The sequence below is a fragment of the Paenibacillus sp. FSL R5-0636 genome (genome assembly GCF_037974255.1).
Taxonomy (GTDB): Bacteria; Bacillota; Bacilli; order Paenibacillales; family Paenibacillaceae; genus Paenibacillus_AQ; species Paenibacillus_AQ odorifer.
This window is the reverse complement of sequence record NZ_CP150232.1, coordinates 4449058-4461081: the sequence shown is the minus strand read 5'-3', so window position 1 is coordinate 4461081 and position 12024 is coordinate 4449058. Positions and strand designations below refer to the sequence as shown.

The window sequence follows — 12024 nt, the reverse complement described above, 5'->3', positions numbered from 1 at the left end:
AGTTTTTTTGTAGCTTTCTGCCGGCTGTGAGTTTATGTAGAAAATAAGGTGAAAGAGTTTTTTACCTCGTATTGAGCTTCCAATTAATAGTATAATAAGAACTCGTAGGAGTTATTTCAATATGTTGTAGAGAGCTTATCCACAATAACTTTATGCGAATACATACTCATATTTTTTTGAGGAATAAGGAGATGAGAGCATGACTGTAAAAACTACAGCGGAACAAATCCGCATTATCGAATACGATTCTTCTTATGCTGGGGCGGTCGCAGAAATGTGGAACCGCAGCAACGAAAGCTGGGGCGGAGGCACTAATCAGAGAACTGAGGACAGTGTGCGCCGTGAGATGGAGATCTCGTCCAATCTTAATGCCTTTCTTGCCGTTGATGGCAAAGAGGTAGTCGGCTTCTGCAGCTTCGCCCACTACCGTCAAGATGAAGGGGCTTTGTATGTCCCGCTATTAAATGTGCGCCCCGATTATCACGGATACAAGGTTGGCCGCAATCTGATTCTGAACGCTGTTCGCCAAACAATAGAAGCGGGCTGGCCACGTCTTGATCTGTTCACTTGGGCAGGTAATACGAAAGCCGTACCGATGTATAAGAAATGCGGATTTTTTTGGGAGAAAAATGAAGATTACGTCCATCTGATGAACTTCATTCCAACTGTATTGCAAACGGAAGCACTTGCTCCTTATTTTGAAGAACTGGATTGGTATGCAGACAGTACCCGTGAACTTCCCATCCAGCCAGATGGCCGCCAGGAGCGTGGCTTTGATTTCTTTGATTATACTTGGCAAAAGGGAGAACTCTCCTTGCGGGCGGAATTCGAGAAGACTGGCCGCGGTCTGACCGCTCTTGATACACCAGACTATGAAATCTCCACGGAGATTGATGATCATGATCTTGTGTTCGGTTCGACCTACAAGATTCGCTATCGCATCAAGAATCGTTCGGCGTCTGAGCTGGCCATTGAGATCGAAGGCCAGAACGATAAAAATATCCGTTTTGCTCTATCTGCTGCGCGAACACTAGCACCAGGTGAAACGGTTATCGTGGAAGGTGATTTTGAGCTTGATTCGGTTCGGGAAGAGCAGAACGATAAGAAGACACACCCCGTTGTTTTGAGCAAGTGGATCATCGGTGGCAAGCGTGCTGAATTCCGCATTGGCGTTGCTCCTAAATTCCCACTCAAAATGAAGATAGCGCTGCCACACCGGGAACTATATCTGGGTCTTCCTTCGGAACTGTACCTTAATGTGGAGAATAATTTTGCTTCAGAAGCAGAATTTTCTTTTGATTTGCCCGAAGACGAATTCCTGATGTGGGCGGACCGTACAGTAAGCTTTACTGTTCCAGCTAAGAGTAAGGCTTCTATTCAAGTACCCTTTACCCTAAAGTCATACGGTCTTTATTCACAGGCTATTGAGGTAACGGCCGTTCCGGTTGGAGAGAAGGCAGTCACCTTCATAAGCAAGCTATCCGTTCTAATGAAGGGAACGCATGGCCGCTTTGGCGGGGAAAACGGGGATCAGTGGGTGGCTGTGAATGGCGCCTACTCTATTCATCTTAATAATACCGACAATGGAATGTGGATTGAATATCCCGGCTCGAGCCATAATTTCTGGTTGACCCATCCGAAGTTAGGCAAGCCATTCGCAGAAGAATTCTCTAAGAAACAGGCCAAAGAAGTAAAGATCTATTCTGAAGGGGAGAGTCAGGTGCTCGAAGCCCTTTACGAGTCGGAAGAATTTCCGGGTCTTGAGATAAAAAGAGTGGCTAAGCTATTTGCTAACGGAATCGCTGAGTTTTATAGCGAGGTCTGCAATACCAATAGTGACATCCTGGAAGAAGACATGTATCTGTTGACGAATTTCGGCTTTTTCGGTAAACAGCTTATCTTGCCATATCAGGGCCAATACGTGGACATGGGCGATGCTTACTCAGGCGATCCAAGTCTTTGGGACAGTGCACAAATTACGGAGAACTGGTTGTTCTGCAAGGAAGAGAACGTCACATGCGGAATCTGCTGGGATCCTTCGCTAAAATTACTTCGCCCGGAATACCCGCTTGGGCTGGAGCATAATCTTGGCCGAATCTCCGCTGGAGATGTCGTACGGACAAAAACTATGATGTTTGCTCTTAACACCTTCCTTAAGTGGTCGGAATTTCGCGCCTTTGCCCTAAAACAGCAGAATTCGGTCATACCGGTGTTGGATGACCATCTTGAGCTAACGCTCGGCGGTGGAAATCCGTTTGCGGCAGGGGCACTTCATGCCGAGCTAATCGAACGAAAGATGACACCGCTTGATGGAAGCCTTGAATTGTATGTACAGGCTGATGGAGAAGAGGAGCGAAGTGTCGCTGAGATGGAGTTGCAAAGAGGACAAAATTTGCACTCCGCAGGTTTTGAGCTCTCTACTGAGGATACAGAATCACCAGAACACAACGAATCTGGCCGTAAGGTCCGGGTCGTCTATCGCGGTGAGGACCGCATTCAAGAGCGAACAGGCCTCTGGTTTCCACAAACGGAAACAAGCGTTGTTTGTGGGATAGAAGAAGGACCTGCGGGTCCCATTTACACAGTGACCAACGGAGTTCTATCTATTGCAGCTGCTCCTGATTTCGGCAGTGTTGTGCATTCCTTGAAGCACCGAGGAGAAGAGTGGTTGGACAGCACCTTTCCGAAAGCAGAACCACGCTCCTGGTGGAATCCTTGGCATGGTGGACTCGGTGTGGGTATTTCTGGAATAGGCGGATTTAGCCGGTTGCAGGAGCCAAGAAGCGCAGCTTGGACGGAGCAGATGGATGATCACGGTAACGTCTGGAAGGGTTTGAGACTGACCACTTCGATGGAGAAGCAGGAAGCAAACCGGGGGATCACGATCAATCAGCATTACCTTATGCTGCCCGGAGTTCCTGTGCTCTGTGTGTTGATTTCAGTAACCAATGAAAGTGGAATGACGCTACCGCATTATTCGCTATCCGAGGATAGTTACTTTAAGCCTTCACCAATCTATTCGGAAGGCTGGATGGAGCTCCCAGAGGAAGGCAACTTCCCTATCGGGAAGGTCGAAGCCCATCTGGAATCCAAGGGGCTTATCCGAATCGGTGCAACTTCGCGTAAAGACATGCTGCATGTGGTGCATAGTTATCCTAATCAGAGAGCTATGTCTTACGTGAACAATAAGGTATTCACATATGGTGTGAATCACCATCTACTACTTCTGAACGGAGAAACCGCTTGGACACAGCCGACCTTCATGATCATGGGAGAGCTCGCTCTGGATCCAGAGGCAGTTCGTAATCTTATGAAGGTGACCTTTGCTAGTGCTTCTGACAAAAAGGAGACTATAAATGCCAATCATTGATATTCACATTCATCTGTCGGACATCGATAGCTTTCATCAGACAGCACTGGACCTCTCCAAAGTTGATTACACAGCTGCTGGGCTCAAAGCGGAGTTTGACAAGAACGACGTTGTTCTCGGCATTGGAATGGGGGTCACGGAGCAGACGAAGGGAGCCTTTCCTGACTCTGCCTCTCCCAATCCGATGGGTCTCGACTTGGAAGCCAGTGTACCGCCGTTCTTAATGGAATGCGTGGGCATTAATCCGAATATGCTCGGAGGAAAGGATGCTTTGGATGAGCTGGACCGAATTGAGGCACGGCTGCAAGCTCCTGAGGTAGCTGGTATTAAGCTTTATGCCGGGTACTATCATCATTACGTTTATGACAAAATCTACACGCCGATCTATGAGCTAGCGGCCAAGTATGGCACGCCTGTGGTTATTCATACCGGTGATACGTATTCGATGAATGGATTGCTTAAGTATGCGCATCCGCTTACTGTGGACGAACTAGCGTTCCAACGGCGCGACGTGAACTTTATGATCTGCCATCTAGGCGATCCCTGGGTGATGGATGCTGCCGAAGTGGTCGCCAAGAATCCAAACGTCTATGCCGATTTGTCCGGTCTCGTTGTTGGTGACCGGCCTCATTTTGAGCGGTTCATGAATGAACCCCTGTTTATGGATCATTTTCGCCGGGCGTTGGTGTACTCTGATCACTATGAAAAAATGCTGTTCGGTACCGATTGGCCACTCGCGCCTATTGACCTGTATGCGGAGTTCGTCCGCCGACTTGTGCCTGAGCAGCACTACGAGAAAGTATTTTATGAGAATGCCTTTGCATTATTCCCACGCATCCAGCAGAGAATTGCAGCGCTCTGAGCGGAGCGGGACAGTATATTTGAAGCGCAGGAAAATAATATAATTACGAACAAGCCATCCTTAGTTAGTACTAAAGGATGGCTTGTTTTTACATTTGTATGATGACCATGCCTATTTTTAGATTGAGTTTCCAAATTTTAATCTTCCTTTTCTTTACTTAACAGATCAGCTAGCTCAACCGAATTCTTATTTCTTAAATCCAGCATCTTTTCGCTATTGCTAGCTTTAATCAGGAAACCATCTTTCGTTTTAAAATCCATATAAAGGCTGAATCCGGCCACCTTTGAATTAGCGTAAGTAACAGTCATTCGATAAGTCGGTTCACCCACATCAACAGACCCGCGTACTTTTTTTACAGTTCTTATAGCATCTTCGAAGATTTGAAGGCTTTCACGGTCAGTATAAGTAATTTCTGTTGTTTCGGATGCAAGATTGACACCTACGATCTTTTGCGTGGGTCTGACTAATACAAATAATAAAATTAGTAAAATTATCAGTGAAAATGATAGAATACTAAATTTTTTCATAACCTACCTCCTTACTTAAGAATAATGCAGACCAATCACTTAGTTTCCAAAATAGTTATAAATTTCAGCTGAGTGTGTGTTGGTTATCATTGTTGGAATCTTATAAAAATTCCTAGGGTTCTATTTATTATTTGCTACTGGACTTGTGAAACCTTTATTAAAACAATAAACGTCTAAGAATGTATACATATTTTAGAAATAATGTGCTTGCTTTTTAATTACACGTTTGTATAATGAATGTATTACACAAATGTATAACAAGGAGAAATAGGGATGAATAACAAAATCAAACGCTTGCCAGATGCTGAACTGGAAATTATGCTGGTGATTTGGAGAGCCGAGAGTTGGGTTAGCTCCTCTTATATTTTGAATCAACTGGGGGATAAACGTAAGTGGGCGCTTGCTACTTTGATGACAGTGCTGTCACGGCTGGTTGAAAAAGGCTTTCTATCTTGCGAAAAAGAAGGGCGGAGCAACCGTTATCTCGCTGCAATTTCTGAGACAGATTATAAAGAGAGCGAAGGGAAGTCTACGCTTGAAAAGCTGTTTGGCAACTCTGTGCAGGATATGGTGATGTCCTTATACAACGGGAAGGCGATTGATAAAAGCGATCTTGCTGAGTTGCGGGAACTGCTCGATAGAGTAGATAAGGAGGAATCCTGATGATAACAGGTCTTTTTACAGATTTTCTGGTTATCTCTGTGACCATAAGTTTAGTTATTATCGGCTTAATCACATTAACTCCCTTGTTAAGAAAACATTATTCGGCTAAGTTGAGCTATTGGATATGGTTGATCCTAACCCTGCGATTATTGTTGCCATTCAACTTTTCCTTTACCAATCCTCCTGTGGCGATTCAGCTACCCGAAGGTCAGGCCATAGCAACTGTCTTTCAAAGCTCAGTGTCCCAGAATTTGCAGGCGGATACGTCAGTAATCTCTCAGCCGGTCCAGACAGGGGATGTAAGCCATATCCCTTCTATAACTAATATCTTAGCGTACATCTGGGTTACTGGAGCTGTGCTTTTTTTAGGGTATCATTTGCTTAGTTATTTCTTTTTCAGAAAACAGGTATTACGTTGGAGCAGCCCTCTTCAGAGAGAGGATATGTTCTCCAAGCTCAAACAAGTCGCTAAAGAAATGCATGTAACACCCGCCATTCCGGTTCTGATAAGCAGTAAAGTTCCGAATCCGATGCTAATGGGTTTTTACAAGCCAACACTATTCTTGCCGCATGATCAATATAGTGAGGAAGAGCTGGAGTTTATCTTAAAACATGAGCTGGTCCATTACAAAAGGCATGACATCATATATAAGCTGTTGCTACTGATTGTGCAGGCAGTGCATTGGTTTAATCCATTGGTTTGGTTCATGGCACGCGAAGCTGTCCGCGAAATTGAAATTTATTGTGATGACACCGTTGTACGTAAGCAAAATGCAGCATATCGAAAGAAATACTGCGAAGCTATTTTATCGGTTATGCAAAGTAATGCTACTCGGCATGTAGCTTTATCAACGAATTTTGCAGGAGGAAAACACTCGATGAAGCAGCGATTCGGCAGTATTTTAAATATGAAAGAAAAACGAAATGGAGTAGGCGCATTTCTTGCGGTCTTAATAGTGGTTGGTGTAACAGCAGTGCTAGCAGCCTGTACGAACCTAACCGGACAATCTACAGATACGGCGCTCAAACCAGGTACTATTTATTCCTACAGCTCTAGTGGAGAACAAGTTGTTGTGCATGACGCTGGGAATGCGTATTCCATGGACGAGGATGGTAATGTCTCTGTCTCCTATCGGAAAGGGGAGATCCAAGCGCCAACACCTTTAAAACTTGATACGACTGGAACAGAAATGGGGATGGGGAGAGCGGATACCGGATTTTATATCTCCGAGGACAAAACTGCAATTGTATATGGATTTGCGAATGGTAAAGAATCCCCTCTACATGTATTAATCAGCGATGACATGGGGAAATCGTGGAATAACTACAACATTGAAGGTGCTAAGGGGTATGATGCCAAGTTCATCGGGTTTACTGACAAGCAAAATGGTTGGATCGTCTCCGGAGGTTCTGCAGGCGTGGGACGTTCGCTAAATTATGTATACCAGACCTCTGACGGCGGGAAGACATGGACGGAGCTTGGAAATCCTAACGATTTATACGCGGAAAGTTTAGCCGGGGCAGGGTTTTCTAACAAGGATATCGGATTCTTGGGGTTCAGATATTATGAAGATAATGGGCCTGTTATTTATTGGACCAAAGATAAGGGTAAGTCATGGGAAAAGCTCGTGGTATCCCTACCGGAAACCTTTAATGAATATCAAAAAACGCCGCTTTCACCTATTTTTAATGGAAAAGAAGGATTGTATCCTATTCTGCTCAGCAAAGAGGGCAAAACTGTAGGTACCATCTATCTGTCGAGTAAGGACAACGGCCTGAAGTGGACGTATGATTCAGCATATGATCAATTGGGCGATTCTAAATAAGAGCAAGTGGAGCAGGGGGTGGTCTACAAAGATCCCGCCCCTTTTTTATATGGAGGGCTGACGATTTTAATATGTAGTGGCTTTTAATTGTATTTCGTACAGCTATTTTCGCTCGAAAAACTCGCTCCTGAAGATAGTTGTATTTTGTACACCTATTTTTTAGTTTTTTGCCGCTAAAGCTGATAACTGTGATTTTTAATTGTATAGAATACAGTTAAAGTGAGAAGTTAGCCTTTTACAGACGAAATAAGTGTATAGAGTGCAGTTATCTCATAGGTTGCATAAAGTTACAGCGATAAAAATATAGGGGGAGAGCATAGGGGAAGCAAGCTGCTGTTAGTGAGGAACGCAAGCTGCTGTTAGTGAGGAAAGCAAGCTGCTGTCAGTGCGGAATGGATGCTCTATCGTAATTCGGCTGGGCATTTGAAAATTCTATGGATTAATCCCCGAGGGTTGCCCAAAGAAGACCTTAAAGTCGGATAGCTACGATTTATCATTATCTGCTTAAACTTCCGCTACAAACCAAAAACACCAGGCAGAGCTTCTCCAATAATCGGATAGTCCATGCCTGGTTGTCTTTTTACTATTTTTTTAATAACGAGACTTTATTTGAATCTATCATCATCTGCTTTAGTATAACGCCTCGTCACCGATAAAAGAGGAATAAATTACTTTTTCCAGCCTCCACCGCTATGTGAGGAGGACTCTACATAGTCTACGTTGATTTTGCCAGTGCTCGTTCCTACCTCAGTGTTGAAATTATATTGTCGCAGGTTCCAATCATCGAAGGTTCCCTGCCAGTCATTATCTACGATGAAGGTGTAACGTGTTGTGGCGGAATTAGTGCCTCGAATATGAGAGCAGACTGCTCGTGATCCGTAGATACCCATTTTATAGCCTTTGGAATTTTTAGTACTGCTGTCTAGCACTGATTTTATGCCTTGAAAATAAGGTACTATATTGTTTGTGATTTCGGTAGAGGTCATATCGCGGTCTATGGCAAAATAAATCGGAGTGCTGCTGGTTTGTCCCAAATCACTTGCTAAGCCTACAGCCGTTTCAGCATCTTTAACACCATTGGCTTTCGTAAAATGATCGAGCGATTTGCTGATTTGATAAAGGGATATGATATACAATCCCCCATCTGAAATTCGTGTAATCTCAGCTGAGGTGAGACCATCCTGGTATCCTTCCACGCGATTTAAATAGCGGCAAACGAATGTGAATTTATTATTTTTAAGTGTAGTTAATCTTGCTGCTGTTACATTTGTAGCTGTATCACAACCTAAAGCCATTGTAATTGCCTTCTTTCAATTATTTTGTTTAAGGTTTGGCGCCAACCTCCCTATCAATATATGAGAAAACTTTCACAGATTCTTGGGGGAACCACGAAATGAGAGAAAAAGAGGCAGATTGAGAGGATTAATAGAAGGAGAGACTTTGATCGCTTATTTTACTTTCATTATGGATGGAGGCGGGAAAGGTACGAGCGCTGCACTAGTAAAGGATGGGATTACTTATGTTTCAGCCAGTCACTGGGAAGCGGCAGGGTTGAAGGTTGTATGGGATAAATCGCATCAAAGAGCGAAGTTTACTGGATGGGGAAAAAAGATAGCCGTTCGTATTGGAAGTAAACAGGGGGTTTATATCTAACAGATTCCGCAGGACAAACTCGCTTGCTAATGAACCTTGGTTCGCAGTTATTCGATGCTGTTCAGTTCGATTTTCAGAAGACGCCGAAAGGTCTAATCTATCTAACCGTAACAGATGTTTACGGAGAACCACATATCAATAATAAATGGTATACGATGATTATTAAGGATGGAATGGTCATTCGCCACGCAAGTGTAGGATACCATCTTCGTTATGGTGACAATGTAAAAATAGCTGGCAATCAGCTCCTGCTTACCGATGGTAAAATATTACGATTAATTGAAGATGGAACAGGGAAGGTAACGGAGACGATTAATCTGAACACCCTAGGTGGTAATTCGGATAATTATTTAGTGGAGGGAATGGACGAGGATTTTCTACTGATTAGGTCCAATCAACAAGGTTTCCTCATGATGATAGATCGCAAAACAAGTGCCAAAACATTGTTGTACAAGGCACTTCTTGACGTAGAGCAGCAAAAATATGCCGAAACAAACGACCTTCCTTTTTTTGGAGATAACCTGAAGTTCCTGAAAAGAGAAGGGGATGCCCTGCTTTTTAATAATGAATATGTACAAGACGGTAAGGTTTATAAGTTTATGCTGGACGGTTCATAATGGGGAGGCTGAGTGGCGTCTCCGCAGGTTATCATAGTAAGATTTGATCCCAAGGTTTAAGAACCTTGGTTTTTTTGCTAACTAGAATAGTATAAGATCATGCTTAAACGGGTCAATGATTCTCCTGGATTATAATATACATGGGGTTTGTCTGCGTTAAACGTGATAGAATCACCAGATTTTAATAGATATTCATTATCATTGACACGCAAAGACAATTCACCATCAAATACAGTGATTAATTCTTCAGTTCCTTCCATATGTGGATTGGCATCAAGGTATCCACCTTCGTCTATCTCGACTGTATAACCCTCAAATCGTTTGCTTTCATCAAATGGGAAAGATGGATACACTCGATATTTTCCGTTGTCTTCAAGCAGTGGTTGAATTTCATTTCTTAATATCACTCTTGTGTCAGGCTTTGGGTAATCTATTAGCGTAGAAAATGAAGTTTTTAATCCATTAGCGATCTTCCAAATGGTTGTAATGGTAGGTGTTGATTCGCCTCTTTCGATTTGACCAATCATTGTTTTGCTTACTCCTGTTAATTCTGCCACCTTTTCCAGGCTTAAATCTTTACTTCTTCTAATCTTTTTTATATTCTCCGCAATGATTTGATTTATCTCTTCCACGGTAATTCTCCTATCCCTATTTACTTTATAACGACCAGGATATACAATAAAACGCACATAAGGACGTTATAGCGTCTGATAAATACATTATAACATACAACGAGGTGTAATTCAGTGATTGTTTCTTTGTTTTTATATGCATTTGTTGCTAGCTTTACTCCGGGACCCAATAACATTATGGCAATGACTTTTGCAAACCAGTTTGGTTTACGAAAAACAATGAGATTCTGTTTAGGAGTGGGTACAGGTTTTTTCGTGATCATATTGTTATGTTGCTATTTTAATATACTTCTGATTAATTTTATCCCTAAGATTGAATCTATTATGGCTGTGATAGGCGGAGTCTACATGTTTTATTTAGCATTTAAAATTATTACAAGTAAACATCAAGAAAATGATGGAAGTGGCGATAAACACAACAGCTTTATTGCGGGTATGCTTTTACAATTTATTAATCCAAAAGGGATATTATATGGAATCACAGTTACATCTACATTTATTCTTACCTCTCATTCTTCCTATTTTAGTTTATTGAGTTACTCTATAGTCTTAGCTCTCATAGGTTTTATGGGCACTTTTAGTTGGGTTTTATGTGGTTCTCTTTTCAAAAAAATGATATCTAAATATAGAAGTCAATTTAATATACTGATGGGATTGTTGTTAGTGTATTGTGGAGTTTCGATAGTGATAGGATGAATAAATGAAGCCTCATGTCAATAACGCCATAACATTGAACCGGCTTGATAACCTGATCCCAATGTCCAAAATAACAAGTTATCGCCACGTTTGATCAAACCATGTTCAATTGCACAATATAAGGCCAGAAAGGGACTGCTTGTGCCAGTATAGCCATATTCGTCGGCTACATAAATAATTTTATGCTGATCCAGGTTCAGCTTAGCCTGAAGTAATTTAATATTAGCCAATGTAAATTGTGAAAAGCAAAAAACTTGTATATCCTCGAATGTTAGGTGATGTTTGTTCAATAATTCAACAATAGATGTTTCCGCAAATCGTACACTGTCTATTCCGCTGAATCTCCCCCAGTGTAAGTAGCGGTGTTCAGCCCCATCACGCAAAGACTTAGCCAATCCTTGAGCGGGGTACACAATTTCTTCTGTAAAACGGCTGTCCGAAAGATACCTTACGTCAATTAATCCACTCTCTGAATGATCTTTTTCTAAAATGAGGGCTACGGCGGCATCGCCAAAAATTGAATATGTTATTGGATGTGAAGGATCAGCCCATAAATTTAAAAAATCCGAACCGATAACTAACGCTCTATCTCTATCAGGATCATCGTATAAAGTACGAGCAGCCTGTTCAACCGCAATAAACATTCCTATACAATTACCATTCAAGTCATAGCAAAGCGTATCATCTTTACCTTTGATAGCTTTGTGAATAAGCAATGAATTCGTAGGTGATAAATATTCCGGAGTTGAGCTGGAAAAAAGAATCAGGTCTATATCTGCAGATTTCAATGAAGCAGCATCAATTGCTTGTTGAGCGGCATTAATCGCCATCGTCAACGAGTTCTCCTTCGTTCCTTCAATAACATGGCGTTTTTTTCTGCCTGTCTTTTTAAGAATCCGCTTAATATCTATGCCTTGCTTTTGAAAATGGTCAATAAAATATTGGTTGTTAATCACTCTTTCAGGACAATAAATGGAGACTTGTTTTATCGAGATACCTTCTAACATAGCATGATCACCCCTTGTAATAATTTTGCAATCACATTACATTAAGTAATCTAAAAGTATCTATTTACCTAACAACGCCCGCTCATTTCTATAAGCTTGTTTGTCCAAAAAAATTTGTGATGTTATAGTTTATTATCTTAATAAAGCATAACACTAATTAGTAAAAAATTC

Annotated in this window: 11 protein-coding genes; 7 read left to right on the top strand and 4 right to left on the bottom strand. The window is 42.1% G+C overall.

All coding sequences use genetic code 11. The annotated features are described in order from the left end of the window. The first annotated feature begins 199 nt into the window (after positions 1-199). Together MKX34_RS20295 and MKX34_RS20290 are read left to right on the top strand one after the other, a co-directional pair. Entirely contained in the window at positions 200-3370 is a 3171-nt protein-coding gene (locus MKX34_RS20295) for a GNAT family N-acetyltransferase (protein WP_076297658.1), read from the top strand. Then, the gene (locus MKX34_RS20290) at positions 3357-4232 is read left to right on the top strand and encodes an amidohydrolase family protein (RefSeq protein ID WP_076271990.1); all 876 of its coding nucleotides are present in this window, start codon (positions 3357-3359) and stop codon (positions 4230-4232) included. Before MKX34_RS20295 ends, MKX34_RS20290 begins: the two co-directional genes overlap by 14 nt. 137 nt (positions 4233-4369) lie before the next feature. On the opposite strand, the gene MKX34_RS20285 is transcribed toward MKX34_RS20290, so the two are convergent. After that, positions 4370-4759, bottom strand: coding sequence for a hypothetical protein (locus MKX34_RS20285; RefSeq protein WP_076143754.1), 390 nt, complete (start codon positions 4757-4759; stop codon positions 4370-4372). A 273-nt stretch (positions 4760-5032) separates the two neighbouring features. Here MKX34_RS20285 and MKX34_RS20280 point away from each other — a divergent pair, with 273 nt between their 5' ends. Next, positions 5033-5422: a BlaI/MecI/CopY family transcriptional regulator gene (locus MKX34_RS20280; protein ID WP_076143756.1), complete on the top strand. Its 390-nt coding sequence runs from the start codon at positions 5033-5035 to the stop codon at positions 5420-5422. Beyond that, entirely contained in the window at positions 5422-7248 is a 1827-nt protein-coding gene (locus MKX34_RS20275) for a M56 family metallopeptidase (RefSeq protein ID WP_076297657.1), read from the top strand. Before MKX34_RS20280 ends, MKX34_RS20275 begins: the two co-directional genes overlap by 1 nt. A 668-nt stretch (positions 7249-7916) precedes the next feature. Here the strand turns inward: MKX34_RS20275 and MKX34_RS20270 are convergent. After that, positions 7917-8543 carry a glycoside hydrolase domain-containing protein gene (locus MKX34_RS20270; RefSeq protein WP_036688810.1) on the bottom strand — a complete coding sequence of 209 codons (627 nt, stop codon included), beginning with the start codon at positions 8541-8543 and terminating at the stop codon, positions 7917-7919. Between the two features lie 118 nt (positions 8544-8661). Between MKX34_RS20270 and MKX34_RS20265 the strand changes: the two genes are divergently transcribed. Further along, positions 8662-8901, top strand: a complete 240-nt coding sequence (locus MKX34_RS20265) for a hypothetical protein (protein WP_143763798.1) — start codon at positions 8662-8664, stop codon at positions 8899-8901. A gap of 29 nt (positions 8902-8930) precedes the next feature. Next, complete coding sequence (locus MKX34_RS20260) at positions 8931-9518, top strand: hypothetical protein (RefSeq protein WP_339203259.1); 588 nt, start codon at positions 8931-8933, stop codon at positions 9516-9518. A 77-nt stretch (positions 9519-9595) separates the two neighbouring features. On the opposite strand, the gene MKX34_RS20255 is transcribed toward MKX34_RS20260, so the two are convergent. Beyond that, positions 9596-10150 carry an XRE family transcriptional regulator gene (locus MKX34_RS20255; RefSeq protein ID WP_038572120.1) on the bottom strand — a complete coding sequence of 185 codons (555 nt, stop codon included), beginning with the start codon at positions 10148-10150 and terminating at the stop codon, positions 9596-9598. A 114-nt stretch (positions 10151-10264) separates the two neighbouring features. Here MKX34_RS20255 and MKX34_RS20250 point away from each other — a divergent pair, with 114 nt between their 5' ends. Then, the gene (locus tag MKX34_RS20250) at positions 10265-10846 is read left to right on the top strand and encodes a LysE family transporter (RefSeq protein ID WP_076297654.1); all 582 of its coding nucleotides are present in this window, start codon (positions 10265-10267) and stop codon (positions 10844-10846) included. A gap of 17 nt (positions 10847-10863) precedes the next feature. Here the strand turns inward: MKX34_RS20250 and MKX34_RS20245 are convergent, their stop codons facing one another. Then, entirely contained in the window at positions 10864-11853 is a 990-nt protein-coding gene (locus MKX34_RS20245) for a ketoacyl-ACP synthase III (protein WP_076297653.1), read from the bottom strand. Between the last annotated feature and the right edge of the window lie 171 nt (positions 11854-12024).

Excerpts from the sequence above, each read along its gene's own strand:
- MKX34_RS20295 (WP_076297658.1), top strand. The coding sequence starts at position 200 with ATGACTGTAAAAACTACAGCGGAACAAATCCGCATTATCGAATACGAT.
- MKX34_RS20290 (WP_076271990.1), top strand. The coding sequence starts at position 3,357 with ATGCCAATCATTGATATTCACATTCATCTGTCGGACATCGATAGCTTT.
- MKX34_RS20285 (WP_076143754.1), bottom strand. The coding sequence starts at position 4,759 with ATGAAAAAATTTAGTATTCTATCATTTTCACTGATAATTTTACTAATT.
- MKX34_RS20280 (WP_076143756.1), top strand. The coding sequence starts at position 5,033 with ATGAATAACAAAATCAAACGCTTGCCAGATGCTGAACTGGAAATTATG.
- MKX34_RS20275 (WP_076297657.1), top strand. The coding sequence starts at position 5,422 with ATGATAACAGGTCTTTTTACAGATTTTCTGGTTATCTCTGTGACCATA.
- MKX34_RS20270 (WP_036688810.1), bottom strand. The coding sequence starts at position 8,543 with ATGGCTTTAGGTTGTGATACAGCTACAAATGTAACAGCAGCAAGATTA.
- MKX34_RS20260 (WP_339203259.1), top strand. The coding sequence starts at position 8,931 with ATGAACCTTGGTTCGCAGTTATTCGATGCTGTTCAGTTCGATTTTCAG.
- MKX34_RS20245 (WP_076297653.1), bottom strand. The coding sequence starts at position 11,853 with ATGTTAGAAGGTATCTCGATAAAACAAGTCTCCATTTATTGTCCTGAA.